Below are 24,490 nucleotides of genomic sequence, written 5' to 3' on the forward strand. Positions count from 1 at the left end.
GCGTCAGTCGTGATCGGGATGTTGCCGGGAGGCCATCTTCTCCAATTCCTCAGGTGAGGCGTAATCCTCCGTCCGCTGGCCGGGCAGGCTGTGGAGATGCTCGAAAGCCGCGATCCTGCTCTCGATGCCGTACTGGAACTCCGGCGTGACCCGGCCCGGCTCGTCGAGGCTGCCGATGGAGACGCTGATGCGGTCGTTCTCCAGGTAGGAATAGGTCAGCGGCGTTCCGCAATCCCGGCAGAACCCGCGCTCGACGGCCTCCGAACTCCTGAAGATGCCGGGCCGCCCCTTCGTCCAGACCAGATCCTTGCGGGCTACGCCGGTAAAAGGCGCAAAGTAATTGCCGAACGCCTTCTGGCACATGCGGCAATGGCAGATGCTCGCATGCGTCGGCTCGGCCCTCAGCGCATAGCGCACTGCGCCGCATTGGCAGCCGCCGGCGAGGATGGCGGATTCACTTGGCTCCATGCTGGTCTCCTGCAGTATCTCGTCAAGATTGCTGAAGCTCGGGCCTCATGCGCGGATGTCAAGCCGCCATGTCTCAAACGAGCATGGAAAACGGGGCCCATCTGCATGGGACCCGTCACAACAAGGCTTGGATGGCGTTCCTCAGATCACCAATCAATCACCAGGAAATCATTGGCGGACAAGGGCAGGTTTGCCGTCAGCGTGGCGAACTGAATCGCGGCTCCTGCACCCGAGCCATCGGCATCGAAGGACAACGCCCCGGTTGCGGCATTGTAGATGATGCGATGCTCGTTCTGGGTGGCCGCGCTGCCCACGACGAAAGCATTCGCGGCGAGCGGTCCCATGCCGAGTCCTTCAAACATACCCCAGAACAGATGGATCTTATCCTCGCCGACCGTGTAGTCGGTGATCTGGTCGATGTTATATCCATCGAGCACGCCCATGAACACGAACGCATCCCGACCGGCGCCGCCGGTCAGGATGTCGGCGCCATCCATGCCGTAGAGAGCATTATCACCGGCGTCGCCACCCAGCCGGTCATCGAAGTTCGTGCCCTGCAGGTCCTCAATGTCTCCATAGACGTCGCCCTCGGCTGAATTTTGCGTGCCGCCCGTTGCGAGGCTTGTCCATACGAACTTCGTCGAGGCCATATAGCTGACCATATCGCGACCTGCCCCACCGATCAGGACGTCGGCATCGTAGTCCGTGCCGGGACGTTCTTCGGGATCGGGATTCTTCCCGGGCGGCCCCGGATCGATCGGCGGAAGACCGGCGCCCGACAACCAGTCATTGCCGTCTCCGCCATCCAGGTAATCCTTGCCATTCCCGCCGATGAGATAGTCATCGCCCTGGCCGCCGTACAGCGTATCGCCCAAGGAATCGCCGCCACGACTGTCACCGTAGAGATAGTCGTTGCCATCGCCGCCATCGAGGGTGTCCTCCCCGTCGAAGCCGTAGAGAAAGTCGCTGCCATCAAGGCCGTAGAGGGCATTGTTGCCTTCGTCCGCCATCAGATCATCGCCGAAGTTCGAACCTTCGATATATTCGATACCAAGATAACGGTCGCCTGCCGCCTCGCCCCGTGTACCACCGTAGTCGAGGCTCACGGTCACGCCCTCCGTGGCATGGACAAAGCTTACTGTATCGATGCCTCTCCCGCCATCGAGCCGGTCGCCGCCCATGCCGCCGTCGAGGGTGTCGTTGCCGGCGCCGCCCAGGAGCGTGTTCGCGCCATCGCTGCCGATCAGGGTATCGCCAAAGGCCGTGCCCTCGATGTTCTCGATGCTGACAAGGATATCGCCCGCTGCATCGCCCATGCCGGAACCGGTCGCCAGATTGACGTACACGGCCGCATTGGACTGGGCATAGATCGCCGTATCGATGCCGTCGCCGCCATCGAGCCGGTCGGCGCCTAGTCCGCCTTCGAGGCGATCGTTGTCCGTTCCACCGAAAAGCTGGTCGTTGCCGCCCAGGCCGCTCAGGACATCTTCGCCACCCCAGCCATAGATCTTGTTGCCGCCACTGTTGCCCGAGAGCCGATCGCCGAAACGAAACGTGCCCTCGAGGTTCTCGATATTGATGAAGACATCGCCTGCCGCCTCGCCACCCGAGCCGCCGGTCTCGAGGCTTGCGACGATACCCTCAAAGGCATGGTCGTAAATCGCGGTGTCTTCCCCCACACCGCCATCGAGGAAATCGGCGCCTGTGCCGCCTTCGAGAGTGTCGTCGTGGAGACCGCCATCGAGGGTGTCGTTGCCCTCCCGGCCTTCCAGGTAATCGGTTCCGCTCAAGCCCGCGAGATAGTTGGGATTCCTATCGCCTTCGAGAATGTCGAAGAAATTCGAGCCAACGATTCCTTCGATGCTGCGATAAGTGTCGCTGTCTCCGCCAATTCGTGATTCGCCGCTCCCGCGGAAAAGGCTCGCGTTCACTCCGGAGTTGGCATTGATATAGATGGCTAGGTCGAATTCCTCGCCGCCATCGAGAATATCGGATCCAAGTCCGCCCTCGAGAGAGTCATTGCCACGGTCACCGTAGAGACCGTCGCCTCCCGCCCCGCCAACGAGCTCATTGCCCATTCCATTGCCGACCAGAGTGTCGGCATATGCCGTGCCCTCGACCTGCTCGATGTCGACATAGGTATCGCCGGCGGCTTCGCCGGCGGTGCCGCCGGTCGCGAGATTGACGATCACGCCTGCCTGCGCTTGGGCGTAGCTGACGCTGTCGAAGCCGATTCCTCCGTGCAGATAATCGGCGCCCGATCCGCCGATCAGCGTATCCTCATCGTCCCCGCCGTAGAGGCGGTCGTCGCCAACCCCACCCTCCAAGCGGTCGTTTCCGGTTTCGCCATAGATCCAGTCGTTGCCGAACTGGCCCGAGACGTTGTCCGCTCCGGCACCGGCCAGGAGATAGTCGTCCTGACCGCCGCCATAGACGATATCGTCGCCGTCGCCCGCGTCGATCTGCGAGCCGGTGACGAAGATGGCGTAGCGCCGTGCCTCCGTGTGACCGAGGTCCCACCAATGCGCGGTGGCAGCCGCCACATTGCCGGCGCCGAAGGCCGCCAGGAGATCGGGATTTTTGTTGAGATAGTAGGATGCGTCGAAGAAGGTGCCCCAGCGATTGGCCACGTCCTGGCCGACAAGATAGTCGCCGAAGACAGAGCCGACGAGGTTTTCAACCCCGTAGATCCGATCGCCTTCAGCATCCCCATTGAGGCCGCGCCCTTCGGCCAGATTGACGAACACGCCACTGGCAGAGGTTGCATAGGATACCGTGTCCATCCCTTCCGCGCCGTCGGTGGCATCGAGCCCGCCATAGAGCGTGTCGGCGCCCTGGCCGCCGATCAGAATGTCATTGCCTGCGCAGCCGTAGAGCTGGTCGTTGTTCAAACCTCCGGCCAGCGTGTCGTGGCCCGTCCAGCCGGTCAGGAAATCGCCGTCGGCGCCGCCATCGAGCTGGTCGTCGCCGTTCCCGCCGTCGACGTAGTCGCCGCCGGGCCCGCCATACAGGATGTCATTATCGTCATCACCCCACATGAGGTCGTTGCCGTCTCCGCCATCCATCGTATCGTTGCCGCCCCGGCCGTACATTGTGTCGCGCTCGTAGATGCCGGCGGACCTGCCGACCAGAGATTCAGCGAGATCCGAGCCGAGGATGAGCCAACTGGTATAGGGAGGGTACGGGTAGTCTGTCACGCTCGGCTGACCGGCGAGTTCGCCATCAATGGCAGAGCCGTCAGACTCGATAACGGCGGCTTGCTTGGCTGCCCAAACCGGAATCGCCCACCGATAGGTTAGGTCGACCGAAAGAGGTTGGTGCGGGTAAGGCTTGCCTTGAGACGACAGGATCATTCTGTGGATTTCCCTTGTTTAGGAAAATCATTCTAATGTTACAACATGTCCATAGGAATGCATATCTACTGATCGGCGTGCATAATGCTGTGGACGAAAATCCGCATCACTCCCAGGCCATGCGGATTCCGGGATTTCAGGCCGGCTGTGGTGGAGAACCGCTCAGCCGGTGCGAGCCAGGACCATGATCACGACATGCGGCGAGAAAGACGAGGGCCTCTATGTGCGCCGTACCGCAATGAGTGTAGAGCCGGGCTCGGTGAAAGACCTCCTGACAGACGCAGGCGAAGATCCCCGGCTTCTCTCGCCGCGCCGATTGGCAAATAAAGATTATCAAACAAGGAAGTGCCGCGCTTGCTTCCTCCCCACGAGGAAGAGGTGAGCCTAACGCTGAAGCGGAAACTGCGATTAATGAGCGGGCCTTCGAGAGCGTGTTATAATAGGCGGGGCGGGCATTCATCGGCGGAGTGGGCCTTGAACGTCCTGTGCAGCAGAGCATGGAGAGGCGCCATGCAGACAACGAGCGATCAACGAACCGTATCGGTCTTGAAACCGGCCATCGCTCCGCCCGTCTTTCCGAGCACCGGGACCGAATTCATCAACGTCATGGCCCATTATCATCGCGCCGAGATCGCCCGGATGGCCGGCTGGCGGGACCGGATCGATCGGACGAGCAACTGGGCCATCACGGTCGTGGCAGCCATGCTGTCGGTCTCTCTTTCCACGCCCACGGCCCATCACGGCGTCCTGCTCTTCGCCATGGTCCTGATCCTGCTGCTGCTGGTGATCGAGGCCCGCCGGTATCGGTTCTTCGACGTCTATCGCAATCGCGTGCGTCTCATGGAGAGGAACTATTACGCGCAGATCTTTGCGCCTGAAGACGGCACGACGGACGAATGGATCCACAGGCTCGGCGAGGATCTCCGAAGGCCCGTGTTCCTGATCAGCCTGAACCAGGCCATCTCGCGCCGGCTCCGGCGCAATTACTGCTGGATGTTCCTGATCCTCCTGCTGGCCTGGCTGGTGAAGACGACCTTCATCAGGATGCACGAGAATGCGGTCGAGACTCACATCGTCACATCCGTCGGGGAATGGATGCGGAATGCGGCCGTGGGGCCGGTGCCCGGATGGGCCGTCCTCGTGGCCGTCGCCATCCTTTACGGCTGGATCCTGTATGCCTCTCTGCGCCAGCCCCTGGGGGAGGGCGAACTCGCCTTCGGCAACGTGCATGTCTGAGGAAGGGGCCGGTCGGGAACGGCATGATGCCTCCCGTTTGCACAGGGCCCAACCAGGAAACAAAAAAGCCCGGCTCGCGCCGGGCTTTTCGATGATGTCGCGACGATGACCTTAGGCCGCCATGGCGATTCTGAGGTTCTCGTCGATCTTGTCGAGGAAGCCGGTGGTGGAGAGCCACTTCTGCTCGGCACCGACGAGCAGCGCCAGGTCCTTGGTCATGTAGCCGGCTTCGACCGTGTCGACGCAGACCTTCTCGAGGGTGGCGGCGAACTTGGCCAGCTCCGGATTGTCGTCGAGCTTGGCGCGATGGCTGAGGCCGCGGGTCCAGGCGAAGATCGACGCGATCGAGTTGGTCGAGGTCTCCTTGCCCTTCTGGTGCTCGCGGTAGTGGCGCGTCACCGTGCCGTGGGCAGCTTCCGCCTCGACGGTCTGGCCGTCCGGCGTCATCAGCACCGAGGTCATCAGGCCGAGTGAGCCGAAGCCCTGCGCCACCGTATCCGACTGCACGTCGCCGTCGTAGTTCTTGCACGCCCAGACATAGCCGCCCGACCACTTCAGGGCCGAGGCCACCATGTCGTCGATCAGGCGGTGCTCGTAGGTGATCCCGGCCGCCGCGAACTTGGCCTTGAACTCGGCCTCGTAGACCTCTTGGAAGATGTCCTTGAAGCGCCCGTCATAGGCCTTGAGGATGGTGTTCTTGGTCGACAGATAGACCGGGTACTTGCGCATCAGGCCGTAGTTCATCGAAGCCCGGGCGAAGTCGCGGATCGACTCGTCGAGGTTGTACATGGCCATCGCCACGCCGGCATCCGGGAACTTGAACACTTCCTTCTCGATGACGGTGCCGTCCTCGCCCTCGAACTTGATCGTCAGGCGGCCCTTGCCGGGCACCTTGAAGTCGGTCGCGCGGTACTGGTCGCCGAAGGCATGGCGGCCGACGACGATCGGCTGGGTCCAGCCCGGCACCAGGCGCGGCACGTTCTTGCAGATGATCGGCTCGCGGAAGATCACGCCGCCGAGGATGTTGCGGATCGTGCCGTTGGGCGACTTCCACATCTCCTTGAGGTTGAACTCCTCGACTCGGCCCTCGTCGGGCGTGATCGTGGCGCATTTGACGCCCACGCCGTACTTTTTGATCGCCTCGGCGGCCTCGACCGTGACCTTGTCGTTGGTGGCGTCGCGGTGCTCGATGCCCAGGTCGTAGTACTTCAGGTCGATGTCGAGATAGGGGTGGATCAGCTTGTCTTTGATGAACTGCCAAATGATGCGGGTCATCTCGTCGCCGTCGAGCTCGACGACCGGATTGGCAACCTTGATCTTCGCCATGATCTCACCTTGCGCTTCTTGAGGAGCTGGAACAGGCCTGCCGGCGGCAGGCGGTTACCGGGGCCTATAGCGCGGTTATGGCCGACGGGGAAGGTGGGGGGAGGCCGGGAATTCAGCGCTTTCTGGCGCGGCGGGGAGTTTTCCCGGTCTCGATGCAGGGCGTGATGGCAAAAAGGGTGTTCGCCAGGGCCGCCTTCGCCTTTGTGGCGTCGTCGATCCTCTGGCGCTGGGACAGGAAGGCGGTTGCCTTCAGGAAGGCCCGGTCGCAGGAGCAGGCGCCCCGGCCGCGCCGCTCGTAGCACAGATCATGCGCGCGGCAGGCCGCATCGAGGGCATCGATCGGCTTCCTGCGGTTCATGTCCCCGAGCCCGCACCAGTTGCCGTGAAAAAGGGAGGGAGAGGGCTGGACAACCGGCGCCGTCGAGGGGGCGGCCACGGTGAAGGCCGGAACGAGGACGCCACAGCTGGCAAGAAGAAGGATCGAGCGCAGGCGTGACAGGGAACCTCTCCATGCATCCATACGGTTAAAGGAAATAACGGCTTGGAGAATGGACCGGCATGGGTTTTGGTTCCGGCCTTGAGAAAGTTAGCCTGCAGGAGTTGCGAACGTCGTCCGGGGACGGCTCGCCTGCCCGGAGGCGTTCTGCCGACAACGCGAATGTCATAGGGCTGCCACGAGCCACGCTCATCGTGCAAAAAACGGGCCCCGGTTTTTCGCCAGAACGATGCGCTCTTTCCAAGAAGGAAGCATCGGATCGATCCCAAAAGTGCAAATCCACTTCCCGCGCCCGATGCTCTAGTCGCGCGGCCGCGTTTGGCGTTATGGAGGGAAGTCGCCCCAGTCTCTAGGGCCCATTTTTCCTCGAAGGCGCACCATGATCCGCCCTACCGTCATCCTCGTGGAGCCGCAGCTTGCCGAGAATATCGGCATGGTGGCGCGCGCCATGGCCAATTTCAGCCTCTCGGAGCTGCGCATCGTGGCGCCCCGGGACGGCTGGCCCCGAAAGGGCGCGCATTCCGCGGCGTCGGGCGCGGTGCATGTGCTGGACGGCGCGAAGCTCTACGACACCGTCCGCGAGGCCATCGCCGACCTGAACTTCGTCTTCGCCACGACCGCCCGGGAGCGGGGCCAGATGAAACGGGTCTACGGGCCCGACGAGGCCATGGCCGAGACGCACCGGCGCGGCGCGGAGGGGCAGGGCATCGGCATCCTGTTCGGGCGCGAGCGGACAGGCCTCGAGAACGACGAGGTGTCGCTGGCGGATGCCATCATCACCTTTCCTGTCGACCGGCGGTTCTCGTCCCTGAATCTGGCCCAGGCGGTGCTGCTCGTCTCCTACGAATGGTACAAGCTGGCGACCGGCGGCGCGCTGCCGTTCTCCGGCGAAATCCTCTCGCCGCCGGCTCCCCGCGAGATGGTGACCTCGTTCTTCGATTATCTCGAGTCCGAGCTCGCCGAGGTCAATTTCTACCCCGAGGACAAGCGGCCGACGATGACCCGCAACATGCGGGACATCTTTCATCGTCTGGCGATGACCGAGCAGGATGTGCGCACCCTGCGGGGCGCGGTTCGGGCTCTTGCGGAAGGCCGCCGGTTGAGGAAGCCTTAAAGAACTTATGCTCTAGTGTTGCCTGGTGCCATCCGCACCGCTTATTCCGATCCGGGACCGCCATGCGCCGCTCGCTGACCACTTTCGTCCTTCTCGCGTCGTGCCTTTCCGCTGCGACCGCTTCCGCGGCCACGCCTCCGAAACAGCCGGAGCAGGGGCCGGGCGGGTCGGATTACGCGATCGCCGACGTCGTCAAGACCGGAACCGGCACCGTCGCGTCGGGCAGTTACGTCTTCTACGGCAACGACACGCCGTCGGCGCCTCGTCCGGTGGTCGTCTTCTTTCATTCCTGGGGCGCTGTGAACCCGGCCCTCTACGGCGGCTTCATCGATCATCTGGCGCGCAAGGGCTATCTGGTCATCTTTCCGCGCTTCCAGGAGGTGAACCGCTCCCGTCCTGCCGATGCGTCCGTGCGGGCAGAGGAACTGATCGCCGAGGCCTTGGCGTCATTGACGGACAATCCGCAGGCGCGGCCCGATTCCGCCCGGGTGGCCTTCATCGGCCATTCCGCCGGGGTGCCCATCGCGCTCAACGTGGCCACAGGAGTCTCGCAATCGGATGTACCGGCTCCCAAGCTCGTCTTCGGCCTCGTGCCCGGCGGCATCGCGTCGAACGAGAAGGAGCGTGGCATCATGCTCCGTGATCTGTCCGCGATCGACCCTTCGACCCTTCTCATCACCATGAGCGGCGACCGGGAGCACCTGCCGAGCGACCGCGCCTCCCGCCGCATCTTCGAGGCGGCGAGTGCCGTGCCGACGGCGCGCAAGCTGTTCATGCGGGCAAGCTCGGACGATCACGGCTATCCGGCCCTGACGGCGACGCTGGCCTTTCCGGGCTCTCCGAAGGCCGCATACGACGCCGCCGCCATCAAGCTTCAGCCCGATCTGCCGCGCGACCCGAAGCAGAAGAACACCTGGAAGTGGAGCGCCGACATGGCGCTCTCGGGCCCCCAGACCATCCTGACCCAGCAGCTCGGCAACAACCCGACCGATACGCTGGATTATCTCGCCCTCTGGAAGACCTTCGAGATCGCCGCCGATGCGGCCTTCGCCGGCAAGGACGCCGCCGCCCTCGCGCGCGATCCGAAATTCGTCGACATGGGCAATTGGAGCGACGGCTGGCCCGTGCGCCGCCTGTCGGCCCAGATGCCCAAGGGAGAGGTGCAGGAGGAAAAGCCCGAACGAGGACCCCGGCGCCGGCTCAATCTCGGCCCGACCGAAAGTCAGCAGGGCGCGGTGAATGATCTCGTCAAGCAGTTTCGCTCGTAAGGGCTGGGCCGATGCGTATCGATCTTCTGGCCGGTGCGTCCTATAACCCGGCTGTCATGCCTGCCCCCGTTCCCACGATCCTCGTCTTCGATTCCGGCCTCGGCGGCCTGACGGTGTTCTCCGAGGTCCTGAAAGTTCGCCCCGATGCCCGCTTCGTCTATGCGGGCGACGATGCGGGCTTTCCCTATGGGCGACTGAGCGAGGCGGCGCTGACCGCCCGGGTGCTCTCGGTCATGGAGCGGCTGATCGGCCTCTACGATCCCCGGCTCGTGGTGGTGGCCTGCAACACGGCCTCGACGGTCGTGCTGCCGCCCCTGCGCGAGCGGTTCTCCGTTCCCTTCGTGGGCACCGTGCCGGCCATCAAGCCTGCGGCTCTCGCGACTCGGACGGGCCATGTGACCGTGCTCGCGACGCCCGGCACCGTGGCGCGCGACTACACCCGCGATCTGGTCGAGACTTATGCGGGTTGCTGCAAGGTCAACCTCGTCGGCTCGCGTCGTCTGGCCGCCTTCGCCGAGGCGGAGCTCTCCGGAGCCCCGGTTCCCGACGAAGAGCTGTTGGCCGAACTGCGGCCCTGTTTCGTGGAGGGAGAGGACGGGCGGACCGACGTGGTGGCCCTGGGCTGCACCCATTACCCGTTGCTGTTGCGCCGCTTCCAGGCGCTCGCGCCATGGCCGGTGACATGGATCGACCCCGCGCCGGCCATCGCGCGCCGCGTCACCCAGCTCATCGGCCCGCCCGTTCCCGGGCACGAGGCCGACGAGGACGAGGCCCTGGCGGTCTTCACCAGCGGGGCCGGCATCACCCCGGCGTTCCGGGAAGCCTTGCGGGACAAGGGTTTGCCTCTCGTGACCATCGAGGATATGCCGCTCCTGCAGGGATAGGGCGGCCCGGGAACCCTTGATTGACTTCCTGCCTGTTTTCTCGTACATCCCTCCCGTTCACGCGGTCCTTAACGGGGCCGCGTAACTTTTTACGCTCCCGTGGCCCGGTTCCGGCCGGCCTGTCGTCCCGAAAGGGAAGAGGAGGGCGCGTTCCTCGCAAATTCGACAACAAGAGGAACAGCGATGTCGAAGCGCATTCAGGCCAAGCACAAGCTTGACCGCCGCATGGGTCAGAACATCTGGGGCCGCCCGAAGAGCCCCGTGAATCGCCGCGAATACGGCCCCGGCCAGCACGGCCAGCGCCGCAAAGGCAAGATGTCCGACTTCGGCACTCAGCTCCGCGCCAAGCAGAAGCTGAAGGGCTACTACGCCAACATCACCGAGAAGCAGTTCCGCCGCTACTACGCGGAAGCCATTCGTCAGAAGGGCGACTCCGGTGAGAACCTGGTCGGTCTGCTCGAGCGCCGTCTCGACGCGATCGTGTACCGCGCGAAGTTCGTCGCGACCCCCTTCGCGGCTCGTCAGTTCGTCAACCACGGTCACGTGAAGGTCAACGGCCGCCGCGTGAACATTCCGAGCTATCTCGTGAAGGCTGGCGACGTGATCGAGGTGAAGGACAAGTCCAAGCAGCTCGAAGTCGTGGTCGTGGCGAGCCAGCTCGCCGAGCGCGACGTGCCGGACTACATCGAGGTCGATCACTCCAAGATGACGGCCCGTTTCACCCGCATCCCGACTCTTTCCGAGGTGCCGTACCCGGTGCAGATGGAACCGAACCTCGTGATCGAGTTCTATTCGCGGTAATTTCTGCGAAGCCGATCTCAAACTGGAAAGGCCGCCCGATGGGCGGCCTTTTCGTTTGTGTGCCGAGCCCGCTCGACGGCTCGGAGGTGTCAGTGCTCTCTCCAGAGCATCGGACGTGAAAAACGGACCCATTTTTAACGTCCGATGCTCCGTTCTTGGAAAGAGCGCATTGTTCTGGCGAAAAACTGGGCCCACTTTTTCGCACGATGCGCCGGAGCATCGGACCCAAAAGTGGAATCCACTTTTGGGATCGATCCGATGCTCCCTTCTTGGAAAGAGCGCATCGTTCTGGCGAAAAACCGGGCCCACTTTTTCGCACGATGCGCTTGTGACGGCGAAGTCCATGGTCATCAAGGACCGAGACAGTCAATCCGGCCGGTGCGCGGGGAAGGCGCTCGAACTTATCTCGGCAGATCCCCGCCCTGTCCGGTTTTCCGGATCGAGCGGGTTGGAGGACCTGTGATCGTGGCGGAGACGTCAGCGGACGGCGTCGTAGGTCGTTACGGTGGTGTGGAGGGGCGGCCCCCCAGGTTCCGCCTATCCCCATTGTCCATTCGGACAACGGGGAGATCGGCCGCGACCGGTCCGGTTTTCGGATCCTGGCCGCGGCCTAGGCCCGTGTTTGCCCCCACGGGAAGCTAAGCCCTAGACCCCGAAAACGTGACCTGAATGAGGCGCAGGCCTGGGAATAAAAATTTTGAGAAAAATTTGGAACAAACCCTCGGGCCGCGCGTTGATGGATCCTCCGGTCCTTTTTGCCCCTACGGCCGGACACCTTAGAGCACCCTCGGGTGCTTTTTCTTTTTCGCCAGGACTGGCTCACACTCAATACAACGCCGCAACGCCGGGCGGGCCGCCACATTCACGTCCGATGCTCTAAGCCTATGTTCTTGAGCATCTTTTCACGCAAAATCGGTGCCCACTTTTGCGTCCGATGCTCTAACACTTTGGTTCCGAGCATCTTTCCACCCAAAGCTGGTTCCCGCCTTCGGGTCCGATGCTCTAACCGCGCTCGTCCGCGATAACCTTGCCGTCAGCCGGGAGGGTCCCCGGCGCGACCAGCGTGACGATGCCCTTGAGCTTCGTAACGGATCGCAGCGTGCTCTCCACGGCCTCCGCCAGGGTGCGCGAAGCCGCTTCGCATTCGGCCGCCAGGGTCATCACGTCGGTCTCACGTTGCCGCTCGATCAAAAGGCGAAGGCGTCCGAGTTCGGGGTGCCGTCGTCCGATCTCGGCCACCTGCTCCGGGCGTACGAACATGCCCTTGACCTTGGCGGCCTGATCGGCCCGCCCCATCCACCCTTTGATGCGTGCGTTGGTCCGCCCGCACGGGCTGCGTCCCGGCAGCACGGCGGTCAGATCGCCGAGCGCCAGGCGGATGAAGGGACGGCGCGGGTCGAGACTGGTGACGACGATCTCGCCGACTTCACCCTCCGGGACCGGATCGCCGGTGCCGGGGCGCACGATCTCCACGATGAGATCCTCGTTGACCACGAGCCCTTCGCGCGCGGAGGTTTCATAGGCGATGAAGCCGAGATCGGCCGTGGCATAGGCCTGGTAGGCATCGATGCCCTTCTCGAAGAACGCCTCCTGCAGCGACTTCGGAAAGGCCGCGCCGGACATGAGGGCGCGCTTGATGGACGAAGTGTCCCGGCCGGATTCGGCCGCCGCATCGAGCAGGATCTTCAGGAAATCCGGAGTGCCGCAATAGGCGCCCGGACGGTAGGCTTCGATCAGGTCCAGTTGCTGCTCGGTGTTGCCGGGCCCTGCGGGGATGACCGCGCAGCCTAGCGCCCGCGCGCCGGAATCCATGATGAAGCCGCCAGGCGTCAGGTGATAGCTGAAGGTGTTGAGAACGATGTCGCCCGCGCGGAAGCCCGCCGCGAAGAGGCCCCGCGCCGCGCGCCAAGGATCGGACAGGGCGGCCTCAGGCTCGAAAATGGGGCCGGGCGACGTGAAGAGGCGGCTGAAAGAGCCCGGCGCCTGTGCAACGAAGCCGCCAAAGGGGAGGGACGCATTCTGCAGCGCCGCGAGTTCGGCTTTCCGCAGGACCGGGATTCCGGCCAGAGCCTTGCGGTCTCTGATGCTCTCGACATCGATGCCCTTGAGCCGTTCTGCATAGGCTGGGGCTTTGAGGGCGCTTTTCAGGATATCGGGAAGGTGGTCGAAGAGAGCGGCTTCGCGTAAGACCGGATCGCGGGTTTCAAGATCGTCGTAATGATCTGCCAAGGCTTTCCTCCGCTTCGCCGCGACTGCCCGGAACATCCGATGGAAAAGTGGATGATTCACTCGATGCCGCCGGTCGCAGGATGCTTGACCGGCGGCACGCAGGCAAGGGTGGATAAGCCGTATGAGCGCGGCCCGCCGGGTCCGCTCAAACGATGCGCTCGTCTAAGAAGGGAGCATCGGATTCAATCCCAAAAGTGCAGATCCACTTCCGCGTCCGATGCTCTAGGAGCAGGTCAGGCTTGCGCCAGGGCTCCGAAGGTCGCGGACGAGGGCGCGGGGCCGAACCGGTTCGACCCAGGGCTTCCCGGCTGGCAGCAGAGATAGATGAGGCCGAGAGCGCCGATGAAGGGAACGAGCCCGATGAGAAGCCACCAGCCCGAGCGGTCCGTATCGTGAAGGCGCCGCGCCCCCGCCGACAGGGTGGGGACGAGGGCCGCCAGGGCCACGATCAGGCCGAGGACGGACATGCCGTCGAGCAGGAGGGAGTCCAGCATACTCGCCAGGATCATGAGCACGATGACCGGCAGCATGAAATACCAGTATTCCGGGCGGGACGAGCGGCCGGAAAAATCCGCGAACTTGCCGAGGCCGGTTCTGACGGCCTGCTCTACATTCTTCTTCAGGACTTCGAAATTCACTGTTGCCCCCTCGTTTTCCAGGTTTCACGCGAGTCGCCTCCGACTCCGTCATCTCTGTGCTAAGAATGTTATGAAGTTACGTCAAGCTCTTGCCTGTCGCGCCTCCCGGCTACAGCATCGGGTGTGAAATCGAACTCACGTCCGACGCTGTCAGTCCATGGTCTTGAGCATCTTTTCACGCAAAACCGTTTCCCACTTCCCGCGTCCGATGCTCTCCTTGCTTGAGCATCTTTTCACGCAAAACCGGTTCCCACTTTTGCGTCCGATGCTCTAGGTGAGCCACCGCTTGCGGCGCTTGTAGCTTTTGACGTTGCGGAAAGATTTTCGATCTCCCTCGGCGACGCCCAGATAGAACTCCTTCACGTCCTCGTTCTCGCGCAGGACCCGCGCGGGGCCGTCCATGACCACGCGGCCCGTTTCCAGGATGTAGCCGTAGGTCGCGTATTTCAGCGCCATGTTGGTGTTCTGCTCCGCGAGCAGGAAGGATACGCCCTCCGACGTGTTCAGGATTCGCACGATCTCGAAGATCTCCTCCACGATCTGCGGCGCGAGCCCCATGGAGGGCTCGTCGAGCAGGATCATGGAGGGTTTCGACATCATCGCCCGGCCGATGGCGCACATCTGCTGTTCACCGCCGGACGTGTAGCCCGCCATGGAGCTACGCCTCTGCTTCAGGCGCGGGAAGTACTCGTAGATGGCCTCCAGGTCGCGCCGGATGGCGGCGTTGCCGTCCTTGCGCGTGAAAGCCCCGGTCAGGAGATTTTCCTCGATGGTGAGATGGCCGAAGCAGTGGCGGCCTTCGAGGACCTGGATGCAGCCGCGCCGCACCAGCTCGTTGGGCGAGAGCCGGTCGACACGCTCGCCCTTGAATTCGATGCTGCCCTTCGTGACCTCGCCGCGCTCCGCGTGAAGCAGGTTGGAGATCGCCTTCAGGGTCGTCGTCTTTCCCGCGCCGTTCGCTCCCAGGAGGGCGACGATGCCGCCCTTTGGCACGGTGAGGGACACGCCTTTGAGCACCAGGATCACGTGGTCGTAGACGACCTCGATATTGTTCACCACCAGAACGGTCTCTGGGAGACTGGGAATCCGGTCGACTTGGTCGCGAGCGGCGTTGGTCATGCTGGCCTCGTGCGATCCTCGGGATATTCCCTCCCCGTTGCGGGGAGGGAAGAGATGAGGAGCTTGAACTCGCGCCTCGTGCGGACGCGGCCCTTCGGGGCCGCTCAAACGATGCGCTGCTCCATAGAGGGAGCATCAGTTTCAATCCCAAAAGTGCAAATCCACTTTTGGGGCCGATGCTCTAGCTCGCCTTGTCGCAGGCTTCGGTGCGCTTGGGCCAGCCGGCGTTCTTCTCGGCATAGTCCTTCGCGGCGCCATCGAGCTGGGCCTTCACGCGATCGGTCATCGGCTCGATGGGATCGGAGATTTTCACCCATTTCGCGCCGTCCCATTCCTGCATGAAGGCGGGGCGATGGCCGTTGTGATCCGTGCAGGACAGAGCGAGCGGCTCGGTGAATCCTTCGAGGCCGAGTTCCTTCAGCCGGGCGGGATCGAGCTTGATGTTCTCCATGCCGCGGCGCACGTCCTCGCCGGTCACGGCCTTCTTGCCCGTGAGCTTCTGGGCCATGGCGATGCCTTCGGCGATCAGCAGGGAATTGTAGACGCCGCGGTTGTAGAGAACTTCGCCGACCTTGTCCTTCGAAGCCTTGGACAGACCCTTGTCGATCACGTGCTTCTGGATGTCCTGCAGGGCGGGGAAATTCGCTCCTACCGCATGCCAGTTCAGCTCCTTGAAGCCTTTCGCGCCGGCGCCGCCGCTCTTCGCGTCGTCCTCGCTCGGCCACCAGACCGAGTAGAACTTGTCCATCGGATAGCCCGACCGGACCGCTTCCTTCACGGCCGCGCCGTTCATCGAGCCCCAACCCCACATGATCACATAGTCGGGACGGTCGCGGCGGGCGCTGAGCCATTGCGAGGATTGGTTCTGCATGTCCTGCGCGGCCACCGGATAGAGGGCGACCTCGAAGCCGATATCCTTGGCGAGTTCCTGCAGGAGCGGGATCGGCTCCTTGCCGAAGGCGGCGTCGAGATGAATGAAGCCGATCTTCTTGCCCTTCAGCTTCTCGAGCCCGCCTTCCTTCTCGCCGATGTACTTGATGATTATCGAGAGACCGTCCCAATAGGTGCTCGGCGGGTTGAAGACCCAGGGGAAGATGTCGCCGCGCGCCGAGGCCGAGAGGCCATAGGCCATGGACAGGATCGGGATCTTGTCGACGGAGGCGCGCGGGATCAGCGGCAGGGTGATGCCCGTGGACCAGGGGTTGACGATGACCGGGTTCTTGCCCTTCACCGCCTCGTAGCACTCGACACCCTTCTTGGTGTCGTAGCCGGTCTCGCATTCCTCCAGGACGAGCTTCACGCCGCCGATGCCGCCGTCGCGCTGGTTCAGCATCTCGAGGTAATCGTGCATGCCGTCCGCGATGAAGGTGCCGGAGCCCGCGAACGCGCCCGTGCGGTAGGTGAAGAGGGGGACGTAGATCGAATCCTGCGCGAAGGCAGGCAGTGCCGTACCGGCGAGCACCGTCGCGGCGGCGAGTCCCAGGCTCAATGTGCGAAACGACATTCTCGTTTCCTCCCGTTGTTGCTCCGGCTGAGCCGGATTGATGATCCCGTCTCCTTTTCGAGCGGGCCGTCAGTAGGGGAACGGCCAGACGAGGAGCTTCTGCTTGCCGATCTGCCAGAGCCGCGCGAGGCCGTGCGGTTCGACGATCAGGAAAAAGATGATGAGCGCGCCCGTGATCATGAAGCGCAGGTGCTCGATGGTGTCGGAACCCACCGAGAGGCCGAAGGGCGACATGAGGGCTGGTAGCGCCATGCCGAGCACGATCGGCATGATGAAGATGAGCGCGGCGCCGAAGAACGAGCCGATGAGGCTGCCCAGCCCCCCGATGATCACCATGAACAGGATGAAGAAGGACTGATTGATGTTGAAGACGTCGTATTCCGCGCCGCCATACCAGAGGAAGACGAGGAGCGCGCCCGCGACGCCGCAGTAATAGGACGAGACCGCGAAGGCGAGGAGCTTGGTCTGGAGCGGCCGGATGCCCATGAGTTCCGCCGCTAGGTCCATGTCGCGGATTGCGATCCACATGCGCCCGATGCGGCCATGGACCAGGTTTGAGGCGATCCAGGTGAGCAGGATCACGATGGTCAGGACCAGGAGGTAGCGCGTCTGCGACGTGGCGTTCGGCCCCATGATGGGAGTGCCGAAGAGGGTGCGCAGGGGCGCGTCGAGCGCGCCCGAGACGTTGTAGTTCACCAGCCACGGGATGCGGATGAAGCACCATTGCAGGAAGAACTGCGCCGCAAGGGTCGCGACCGCGAGGTAAAAGCCCTTGATGCGCAAGGAAGGCAGGCCGAAGAGCGCGCCGACGGCGGCGGAGAAGAAGCCCGAAACGAAGATCCAGACGATCACGTTCACGCCAGGAAACGCCGTCATCAGCTTGTAGCAGGCATAGGCCCCCACGCCCATGAAGGCGCCGGTTCCCAGCGAGAGCAGGCCCGTATAGCCCGTGAGGATGTTGAGGCCGATGGCGGCGAGCGAAAACACCAGGAACGGGATCATCACCGCCTGGAGCAGGAAGTCGCTCCCCAGGAAGGCGAGGGCATAGGCCGCCGCGATGATGAAGCCGAGGCCGATCCTGTCCTGGCGCAGGGGGAAGATCGCGGAATCGCTGACATAGGTCGTCTTGAACTGGCCTGCCTCGCGGTAGAACACGTCGGCGTCTCCCTAAATGCGTTCGATGATCTTCTCGCCGAACAGCCCTTGCGGCCTATAGAGCAGGAAGAGGAGGGCGATGACATAGGCGAGCCAGGTCTCGATGCCGCCGCCGACCAGCGGCCCCCAGTAGAACTCGCCGAGCTTCTCGCCGACGCCGATGATGAGGCCGCCGATGATCGCTCCCGGAATGGACGTGAAGCCGCCCAGGATGAGCACCGGCAGGGCCTTCAGGGCGATGATCTGCAGCGAAAAGGACACGCCCGAGCGCGCGCCCCACATGATGCCGGCCACGAGGGCGACGAGCCCGGCCGCGAACCACACGATCACCCAGATCTGATTGAGCGAGATGCCGACGGACAGCGCGGCCTTGTGGCTGTCCGCCACCGCGCGCAGCGCCCGGCCGATGCGGGTCTTGGAGAAGAACACCGCGAGCAGGCCGATCATGAGCGAGGCGATTACGGCGGCGGCGATGTCGAGATGCTGAAGCCGGATGGAGCCGCCCAGCATCCCGATTTCCGTCGTGCCCTGCGGCAGGAAGAGTGCGTCGGTGATCATCTCCCGCGGATTGCCGCCGAAGATGAGCTCGCCGAAGCCGATGAGAAAATAGGTGAGGCCGAAAGTCGCCATGAAGAGGATGATGTCGGGCTGGTTTACGAGGGGGCGCAGCACCACGCGCTCGACCGCCATGGCGAGGACGAGCATCGCCAAGGCCGCGAGGACCAGCGCCAGGAGGGCCGGGATGCCCTTCTCGTAAAGGCCCACGAGGATCAGGGCGGCGAACACCACCATGATTCCCTGCGCGAAGTTGAACACGCCCGAGGCCTTGAAGATCAGCACGAAGCCGAGCGCGATGAGGGCGTAGAGCACGCCCGAGACGAGGCCTTCCCAGAGGGTCTGAAGCAGGAGGTCCGGCGCTTCTCCCATGAAGACGAAGGGCTCGACGAAAACCTTGTAGAGGATGTCCATCCGCTTCCCCTCAATGCGCCACGCCGAGATAGGCGTCGATCACGCGCTGGTCGCGCTTCACCTCGCCGGGCGTTCCGTCCGCGATCTTGCGGCCGTATTCCAGCACCACGACGCGGTCGGACAGGTCCATCACCACTCCCATGTCGTGCTCGATCAGGGCGATGGTCGTGCCGTATTGCTGGTTCACCTCCAGGATGAAACGCGACATGTCCTCCTTCTCCTCGAGGTTCATGCCGGCCATGGGCTCGTCGAGCAGCAAAAGGTCCGGCTCCATCGCGAGCGCGCGGCCGAGCTCCACGCGCTTCTGCAGGCCGTACGGAAGGCGGCCCACGGGCGTTCGGCGGATGTGCTGGATTTCGAGGAAATCGATGATCTCCTCCACGAAGCGGCGGTGCTCGATCTCCTCGGTCATGGCCGGGCCGTGACGGAAGAGCTGCCAGAAGAAACTCGACCGCATCTTGATGGAGCGTCCCGCCATGATGTTGTCGAGGGTCGACATGCTCTTGAAGAGCGCGACGTTCTGGAAGGTGCGGGCGATGCCGCCGCGCGCGGCCTCGTGTGGGCGCATCTTCGGACGTTTCACGCCCTTGAAGGTGATGCGGCCTTGCGTGGGATAATAGAAACCGTTGATGCAGTTGAGCATCGATGTCTTGCCGGCCCCGTTCGGGCCGATGATCGCGCGGATCTCGCTCTTGCGGATATCGAAGGAGACGTCCGTCAGGGCCTTCACGCCGCCGAAGCCGAGTGACACGTTCTCGACGGCGAGGAGCACATCCCCTTCGCTCAAGACCGGATGGTGTGGCGCCCTCATTCCGCGGCCTCCGGCATTGTCGCTGTCTGCCGCACGGGATATCGCTCCATGTCCCTGATCTTCACGCGGGCGGAGATCGCACCCTTGCGCCCGTCCTCGAACGTGACCTCTGTGGAGATGTCGGCCTCGGGGGAGCCGTCGTAGAGCGCCTGGATCAGCGGCGCATAGCGCTCGGCGATGAAGCCGCGGCGCACTTTCTGCGTGCGGGTCAGCTCACCGTCGTCGGCATCGAGCTCCTTGTGCAGGATGAGGAAGCGCTGGATCTGCGCGCCGCCCATGTGCGGCTCCGACGCCAGCGAGCGGTTCACCTCGTCCACGTGCTTCTCGATCATCTCGTAGATCCGGGGGTGGCCCGCCAGTTCCTGGTAGGATGCGTAGGTGACGCCGTTGCGCTCGGCCCAGTTGCTCACCGCCACGAGGTCGATGTTGACGAAGGCGGATACATAGTCCCTGCCGTCGCCGAAGCAGACCGCTTCCTTGATGTTGGGATAGAATTTGAGCTTGTTCTCGACGTATTTCGGCGGAAAGAGCGAGCCGTCGCGCATCTTTCCGACGTCCTTGGCGCGGTCGATGATCTTGAGATGTCCGCTGGCGTCGAAGAAGCCGGCATCGCCCGAATGAACGAAGCCGTCCGGCGTCTTGGTCTCGGCGGTCTTCTCGTCGTCCTTGTAATAGCCCAGGAACACGCCGGGAGAGCGGTAGAGCACCTCGCCGCTGTCGGCGATGCGGATTTCTACCTGCGGGGCCGGGCGGCCGACCGTGTCGGCGCGGATCTCGCCGTCAGGCTGCATGGTAATATAGACGGACGCTTCCGTCTGTCCGTAAAGCTGCTTCAGGTTCACGCCGATGGAGCGGTAGAAGCGGAAGATTTCCGGGCCGATGGCCTCGCCCGCCGTGTAGCCCACCTTCACGCGCGTCATGCCGAAGCGGTTGCGCAGGGGGGCATAGACGAGCGCGTCCCCGATCCGCCAGAGCAGGCGGTCCCACGCGCTCACGCCCGGTTCCTTGTTGAGAATGCGCTCGCCTACCTTGTTGGCGTGCCTTATGAAGAAGTGGAACATGCGCCGCTTGAGCGCGCTTGCATCCTCGATGCGCACCATGGTGAGCGTGAGGATGCTCTCGAACACGCGCGGCGGCGCGAAGACGTAAGTGGCGCCGACCTCGCGCCGGTCCTCGGCCACCGTCTCGGGGCTTTCGGGACAATTCACGCACAGTCCCGCCAGGAAAGCCTGCGCATAGGAGAAGATGTGGTCGCCCACCCATGCGATCGGCAGATAGGCCAGGATCTCGTCGGTCTCGTCGAGATGGTCGAACTCGCAGCCGATCCGGGCCGCCGCGATCACCGCGTCGGAGGTGAGCATCACGCCCTTCGGACGGCCGGTGGTGCCGGAGGTGTAGAGAATGATGGCGAGGTCCGAGCCCTTGCCCTCCTGCAGCGCGTGCTCGAGCTTCGCCGCTTCACCCGCATCGTTGAGCCGCGTCCGGCCTTCCTCGATCACGGATGCGATCGAATGCAGGCGGCCGTGATCGTAGTCGCGAAGGCCTTTTTCCTCGTCGTAGAGCACACGCTCCAGGCACGGCAGCTGGTCCGAGACCGCGAGAAGCTTGTCGACCTGCTCCTGGTCCTGGACCGCCGCGTGGGTCACCTCCGCATGAGCGAGCACATAGGCCATCTCGTCGGCGACGGAATCCGCGTAGACCGGGATCGGAATCGCGCCGAGCCACTGGGCGGCCGCGATGGTCCAGTAGAGGTGAGGGCGGTTATAGCCGATGACGGCGATCTTGCCGCCCCGCCGGAGGCCGAGCGCCTGAAGGCCGGAAGCGTAGGCGCGCACGATGCCGTGAACTTCGGCCCAGGTCCAGGATTGCCAGATGCCGAGATCCTTGTGACGGAACGCGGTCCGTTGAGGACGGATGCGCGCATTCCGCGCCAGCAGCTTGGGGAAAGTATCTTCGCGCGAGTCCGCAGCCGCCGTCACCGACGTCTCCTCCCTGGACGCCGCACACCGAGCGGTGTGCGGGTTGGCCTCGTTTCCTCTGTCGCGCGGCTTGTCGAGCGCCGCGCTTTTATTGTCCGGTCTGTCGCCGGTTGCTCTTGACGAGCGCTATGAGAGGCATTGTGTCGCCACGCTTCGGTATCGGCAAGGGAGACCCACCCATACCATGGGCTAATATGCCTGCGCGCGCTTTCGAGGCAGGCGCGAGGTCGCCTCGGCACTACGGCAAGGCCGTAAGAGCTGCGGGCTCGATCTCTTCCGCCGAGACCAGCCGTTCCGCCCCGACCGTATTCTTGATCCGGTAGAGAGGAATGCCTCGCTCTTCGGCGACCATACAGAGGATACAGTAGATCCGACGGTCCGCGTAGCCCGACGAGGGGCGGGTGACCCGGACAAGCTGGCCGACATGAAATGCATTCGTCATCAGCGCCTTCACCATCCTTCAAGACGCGAACTGCCTTCAAGACGCGAATTGCACGGTTGCGAGAGACGAGGCCGTTCGGCGGCCCGATCGACATGCGTGCGATCCTGGATGAAGGATGAGGCCTACGGCAAAACGATGACGATCCCTTGTCCCATGGCGATTTTCGCATGGCACAGGAATTTTTCGGGTGGCCCAAGGGCCGGTTGGCCCGAGTGAAAGTGAACGGTCGGGCGGCAGGGAGGCCGATGGGACGCTGAGCCCTGTGCTGCGGCGGCGGAAAGGCGGCCTCCGGCACCAAAGGAAAGGCCGCGTCCGGATCGCGGATCCAGGAACGCGGCCTCTGCCGTGCAAGCCCCCCATGCACGGCAGTATTCTTATGATGATGTCACTGGCTTGCTGGCGTGAGAACCGCCTCGGTCAGCGCGGATGTCTGTAACTCGGCAAAGGACGCGACTGAACTAGGGAAATATACTTATAGCATCCTTGATTCTGGATGGAAACAGCTTTGTCAGGATTAAGTTCAATAAGATCAGCGCTGGAAGCTTGGCTTTATTCTTGTCGTTTCGCTCTATCGTCTCGGATCGGGACATTTTCCGGAATTGAGCGCATTGTGATGGCAGGCGGATGAATGCGAGGAGCGTCCATGGACCGGGAACAACGCGCCAATGTCCTGACGGTCGCAGGCTTCGCGGTCGGCGTTCTGGCGCTGGGGGCCTTAATTACCGTGATGCTGGTCTTCGGCTGAGAGAGGCTTTCGCCTTCTTGATATTACGTTGAGGAATGTGCATACGGCCAAGCTGTGTTAAGCAGACCTTTCCCATCGGGACACGGCGTCGGGGCGACAGATGCGCTTTTTCTTGATTCTTGCAGGAGTGATCGGCTGCTCACTCGGGCCGGCGGTGGCGCAATCCTGGGGGGTCCGCGGCGACTGCCCGCCTTCCACGCATGCGAGCGGAGCCTTGTGCGTGAAGAATATACCGGATTCGCTTCGTAACAGGGGTGTCTGCCCGGCGGGCTACGCCAGTACGGCGGACGGAGCCTACTGCGTCCCGGCCTCGCGGCGGGACTGGGTGAGGGTCAAGGCAGACTGCCCGGCGGGGTTCAAGATGAGCTTCGGCGGAGAATTCTGCATCCAGGAATGACCTACCGGCGCCACCTGCAGTCGGTCATCGGGACCGTCGTCTGGCTCCGATGGTTGTAATAGGCCTGCTCCGCCCGGCTGTAGCTCCAGGGCTCATCGTTGCAGTTGCGGCCGAAAGCCCCGAGGTCGTTTTCGAAAATGACCCATTTGAGCTGTGAGTTCGGGCACTGCCCCTCATATTGGAACGAGATGTTGCCGAGCCGGGGATAGCACCGCTGGGCATCGGCGAGAGCCGTGCCGGCGGTGGCGAGGATCAGAAACGAGAAAGCTGCGAGTTTCAGCATGTCGAACCCGTGCGGATGCGAAAGATGTCTGGGAGACCGCCGCCACACCGTCATGGAGAGCTTGGCCGTTCCGGACGCCTTCTAGCATTGAAATTACCTTGCGTCATGTGGGGCCCCGACCCGGCAGTTTCAGCCAGGCGGTTCGGCAAGGGAGAGGCAGCCCTGGAAGAGGGGCTCTTGTGCAGCGCAACAGATAGACAATCTTAAAGAAAAAGCGCCCCTTCGGGAGCGCTTCGGGCCGTCGTACTCGCCGGCTCGCCGCCCTAGTCCTCCCAGGACAGGTAGGGATAGCGGCGCTGGGCGATCTTGCGCTGCCTGAGAGCTTCGAACCAGCTCGCGCGCATCAGACGAAGGAAATTGATGATGATCATGGGGATGCCCTCCAACTATGATCGCATGATAGGAAATTTGTTGCGGTGCGGTAGATAGGTAAGGACAGGTGACCTATGTCTGGAGGGCATAGACTAAAGTCTAAGGTAGTTTATTTTCCGTGACACGACCCCGCGGGCCGCGCGAGCGAAAAGTGGATCGGTGTTCACGAATGTGGCTCTTCGGGTCCGCGCGCGACGATGCGCCCATTTAAGAAGGAAGCATCGGACAGACAGGCGGCCTGGCACGCCTGGGGTCTTGGCACGTCTGGGATCGATCCCGCTCCCGTTGTCCTGGCTCTCCCGTCATGGCCGCACCTGTTGCAGCCATCCACGTCATGGGAACCCCGTGTGCCACGAAGACGTGGATGCCCGGCTCAAGGCCGGGCATGACGCTGGAGGGGTGACGGCTCGCCTCATCTCCGCATGTCACAGGCTGGCCGGGGCACCGTTTCATTAACCCTTTGTTAGTTCGTCGCGGTGTCTTTGCCGGCCGGGGGCTAAAACAAAGAACTAGGATTGCTTATGACCTTCGGTAAAGTTGGCTTTGCTGCCGTTGTGGCGGCTGCGTTTATCGGCCTGAGCGGGACCGCCTTGCAGGCTGCTCCGTTCTCGCCCAACCCCGCTCTGACGACAGGCACCGGCGTCGTTCAGGTCCAGTATCGTCACGGCGATCGTCGCTTCGGTCCGCCGCGCCGCATCTGCAAGTGGGAGACGGTGACCAAGCGCGTCCGGGGAAGGATCGTCCGCGAGCGCGTTGAGCGCTGCAGGATCGTCCGCCGCTAATTCAAAGGGCTCTTCGGAGCCCTTTTTCTTTGGTGATCTTGGAAGACCGAGCCTCTTGGCCATGCTCTCTTCCACGTAGTGACGAGCGCCAAAGACAATGAAGGCAGGCCCTGAAGAAG

Annotated in this window: 20 protein-coding genes; 6 read left to right on the plus strand and 14 right to left on the minus strand. The window is 63.2% G+C overall.

Annotation, left to right across the window (positions count from 1 at the left end; all coding sequences use genetic code 11):
- Positions 1–3: 3 nt before the first annotated feature.
- Complete coding sequence (locus AB8841_RS16460) at positions 4–468, minus strand: GFA family protein (protein ID WP_370436908.1); 465 nt, start codon at positions 466–468, stop codon at positions 4–6.
- A gap of 146 nt (positions 469–614) precedes the next feature.
- A complete protein-coding gene (locus tag AB8841_RS16465; RefSeq protein WP_370436909.1) occupies positions 615–3,821 on the minus strand; it encodes a calcium-binding protein in 3,207 nt (1,068 codons plus the stop codon).
- Positions 3,822–4,331: 510 nt separating this feature from the next.
- On the opposite strand from AB8841_RS16465, the gene AB8841_RS16470 reads away from it, so the two are divergent.
- Positions 4,332–5,057, plus strand: a complete 726-nt coding sequence (locus tag AB8841_RS16470) for a DUF2270 domain-containing protein (RefSeq protein ID WP_370436910.1) — start codon at positions 4,332–4,334, stop codon at positions 5,055–5,057.
- Between the two features lie 111 nt (positions 5,058–5,168).
- Here AB8841_RS16470 and AB8841_RS16475 read toward each other — a convergent pair whose 3' ends face one another.
- On the minus strand, positions 5,169–6,383 hold the full coding sequence (locus AB8841_RS16475) for an NADP-dependent isocitrate dehydrogenase (protein ID WP_370436911.1): 1,215 nt from the start codon (positions 6,381–6,383) through the stop codon (positions 5,169–5,171).
- A 112-nt stretch (positions 6,384–6,495) separates the two neighbouring features.
- Positions 6,496–6,903 (minus strand): phospholipase A2 family protein, encoded by a 408-nt coding sequence (locus AB8841_RS16480; protein WP_370436912.1) that lies wholly within the window; start codon positions 6,901–6,903, stop codon positions 6,496–6,498.
- A gap of 355 nt (positions 6,904–7,258) precedes the next feature.
- Here AB8841_RS16480 and AB8841_RS16485 point away from each other — a divergent pair, with 355 nt between their 5' ends.
- The 4 genes from AB8841_RS16485 to rpsD all read left to right on the plus strand — a co-directional run bounded on the left by AB8841_RS16485 (position 7,259) and on the right by rpsD (position 10,946).
- Positions 7,259–7,993, plus strand: a complete 735-nt coding sequence (locus tag AB8841_RS16485; protein ID WP_370436913.1) for an RNA methyltransferase — start codon at positions 7,259–7,261, stop codon at positions 7,991–7,993.
- Between the two features lie 62 nt (positions 7,994–8,055).
- Positions 8,056–9,261 (plus strand): alpha/beta hydrolase, encoded by a 1,206-nt coding sequence (locus AB8841_RS16490; protein ID WP_370436914.1) that lies wholly within the window; start codon positions 8,056–8,058, stop codon positions 9,259–9,261.
- 11 nt (positions 9,262–9,272) lie between these two features.
- Positions 9,273–10,145 carry a glutamate racemase gene (gene murI / locus AB8841_RS16495; protein ID WP_370436915.1) on the plus strand — a complete coding sequence of 291 codons (873 nt, stop codon included), beginning with the start codon at positions 9,273–9,275 and terminating at the stop codon, positions 10,143–10,145.
- A gap of 183 nt (positions 10,146–10,328) precedes the next feature.
- Complete coding sequence (rpsD, locus tag AB8841_RS16500; protein ID WP_134499065.1) at positions 10,329–10,946, plus strand: 30S ribosomal protein S4; 618 nt, start codon at positions 10,329–10,331, stop codon at positions 10,944–10,946.
- A gap of 1,002 nt (positions 10,947–11,948) precedes the next feature.
- Here rpsD and AB8841_RS16505 read toward each other — a convergent pair.
- The 10 genes from AB8841_RS16505 to AB8841_RS16550 form a co-directional block, all read right to left on the minus strand.
- Positions 11,949–13,175, minus strand: a complete 1,227-nt coding sequence (locus AB8841_RS16505; protein WP_370436916.1) for a phenylacetate--CoA ligase family protein — start codon at positions 13,173–13,175, stop codon at positions 11,949–11,951.
- Positions 13,176–13,408: 233 nt separating this feature from the next.
- Positions 13,409–13,813 (minus strand): DUF805 domain-containing protein, encoded by a 405-nt coding sequence (locus AB8841_RS16510; protein ID WP_370436917.1) that lies wholly within the window; start codon positions 13,811–13,813, stop codon positions 13,409–13,411.
- Positions 13,814–14,083: 270 nt separating this feature from the next.
- Positions 14,084–14,932, minus strand: a complete 849-nt coding sequence (locus tag AB8841_RS16515; protein ID WP_370436918.1) for an ABC transporter ATP-binding protein — start codon at positions 14,930–14,932, stop codon at positions 14,084–14,086.
- Between the two features lie 181 nt (positions 14,933–15,113).
- The gene (locus AB8841_RS16520; protein WP_370436919.1) at positions 15,114–16,436 is read right to left on the minus strand and encodes an ABC transporter substrate-binding protein; all 1,323 of its coding nucleotides are present in this window, start codon (positions 16,434–16,436) and stop codon (positions 15,114–15,116) included.
- Between the two features lie 69 nt (positions 16,437–16,505).
- On the minus strand, positions 16,506–17,591 hold the full coding sequence (locus AB8841_RS16525) for a branched-chain amino acid ABC transporter permease (protein ID WP_370436920.1): 1,086 nt from the start codon (positions 17,589–17,591) through the stop codon (positions 16,506–16,508).
- 12 nt (positions 17,592–17,603) lie between these two features.
- On the minus strand, positions 17,604–18,560 hold the full coding sequence (locus tag AB8841_RS16530) for a branched-chain amino acid ABC transporter permease (RefSeq protein ID WP_370436921.1): 957 nt from the start codon (positions 18,558–18,560) through the stop codon (positions 17,604–17,606).
- Between the two features lie 10 nt (positions 18,561–18,570).
- Positions 18,571–19,371, minus strand: a complete 801-nt coding sequence (locus AB8841_RS16535; protein ID WP_370436922.1) for an ABC transporter ATP-binding protein — start codon at positions 19,369–19,371, stop codon at positions 18,571–18,573.
- Positions 19,368–21,350 (minus strand): long-chain fatty acid--CoA ligase, encoded by a 1,983-nt coding sequence (locus AB8841_RS16540; RefSeq protein WP_370436923.1) that lies wholly within the window; start codon positions 21,348–21,350, stop codon positions 19,368–19,370. Before AB8841_RS16540 ends, AB8841_RS16535 begins: the two co-directional genes overlap by 4 nt.
- 238 nt (positions 21,351–21,588) lie before the next feature.
- Positions 21,589–21,792, minus strand: coding sequence for a hypothetical protein (locus tag AB8841_RS16545; protein ID WP_370436924.1), 204 nt, complete (start codon positions 21,790–21,792; stop codon positions 21,589–21,591).
- Positions 21,793–22,935: 1,143 nt separating this feature from the next.
- On the minus strand, positions 22,936–23,217 hold the full coding sequence (locus AB8841_RS16550; protein WP_370436925.1) for a hypothetical protein: 282 nt from the start codon (positions 23,215–23,217) through the stop codon (positions 22,936–22,938).
- 893 nt (positions 23,218–24,110) lie between these two features.
- Here AB8841_RS16550 and AB8841_RS16555 point away from each other — a divergent pair.
- Positions 24,111–24,371, plus strand: coding sequence for a hypothetical protein (locus tag AB8841_RS16555; RefSeq protein ID WP_370436926.1), 261 nt, complete (start codon positions 24,111–24,113; stop codon positions 24,369–24,371).
- Positions 24,372–24,490: the final 119 nt, after the last annotated feature.

Source organism: Microvirga sp. TS319 (assembly GCF_041276405.1).
In the GTDB taxonomy this organism is placed as follows: domain Bacteria; phylum Pseudomonadota; class Alphaproteobacteria; order Rhizobiales; family Beijerinckiaceae; genus Microvirga.

Bases quoted from the DNA above. Each gene is read 5' to 3' on its own strand.
- AB8841_RS16485 (WP_370436913.1), top strand. From the start codon at position 7,259: ATGATCCGCCCTACCGTCATCCTCGTGGAGCCGCAGCTTGCCGAGAAT.
- AB8841_RS16490 (WP_370436914.1), top strand. From the start codon at position 8,056: ATGCGCCGCTCGCTGACCACTTTCGTCCTTCTCGCGTCGTGCCTTTCC.
- AB8841_RS16545 (WP_370436924.1), bottom strand. From the start codon at position 21,792: ATGACGAATGCATTTCATGTCGGCCAGCTTGTCCGGGTCACCCGCCCC.
- AB8841_RS16535 (WP_370436922.1), bottom strand. From the start codon at position 19,371: ATGAGGGCGCCACACCATCCGGTCTTGAGCGAAGGGGATGTGCTCCTC.
- murI (WP_370436915.1), top strand. From the start codon at position 9,273: ATGCGTATCGATCTTCTGGCCGGTGCGTCCTATAACCCGGCTGTCATG.
- AB8841_RS16530 (WP_370436921.1), bottom strand. From the start codon at position 18,560: ATGGACATCCTCTACAAGGTTTTCGTCGAGCCCTTCGTCTTCATGGGA.
- AB8841_RS16470 (WP_370436910.1), top strand. From the start codon at position 4,332: ATGCAGACAACGAGCGATCAACGAACCGTATCGGTCTTGAAACCGGCC.
- AB8841_RS16515 (WP_370436918.1), bottom strand. From the start codon at position 14,932: ATGACCAACGCCGCTCGCGACCAAGTCGACCGGATTCCCAGTCTCCCA.
- AB8841_RS16475 (WP_370436911.1), bottom strand. From the start codon at position 6,383: ATGGCGAAGATCAAGGTTGCCAATCCGGTCGTCGAGCTCGACGGCGAC.
- AB8841_RS16465 (WP_370436909.1), bottom strand. From the start codon at position 3,821: ATGATCCTGTCGTCTCAAGGCAAGCCTTACCCGCACCAACCTCTTTCG.
- AB8841_RS16480 (WP_370436912.1), bottom strand. From the start codon at position 6,903: ATGGATGCATGGAGAGGTTCCCTGTCACGCCTGCGCTCGATCCTTCTT.
- AB8841_RS16520 (WP_370436919.1), bottom strand. From the start codon at position 16,436: ATGTCGTTTCGCACATTGAGCCTGGGACTCGCCGCCGCGACGGTGCTC.
- AB8841_RS16555 (WP_370436926.1), top strand. From the start codon at position 24,111: ATGACCTTCGGTAAAGTTGGCTTTGCTGCCGTTGTGGCGGCTGCGTTT.
- AB8841_RS16460 (WP_370436908.1), bottom strand. From the start codon at position 468: ATGGAGCCAAGTGAATCCGCCATCCTCGCCGGCGGCTGCCAATGCGGC.
- AB8841_RS16550 (WP_370436925.1), bottom strand. From the start codon at position 23,217: ATGCTGAAACTCGCAGCTTTCTCGTTTCTGATCCTCGCCACCGCCGGC.
- rpsD (WP_134499065.1), top strand. From the start codon at position 10,329: ATGTCGAAGCGCATTCAGGCCAAGCACAAGCTTGACCGCCGCATGGGT.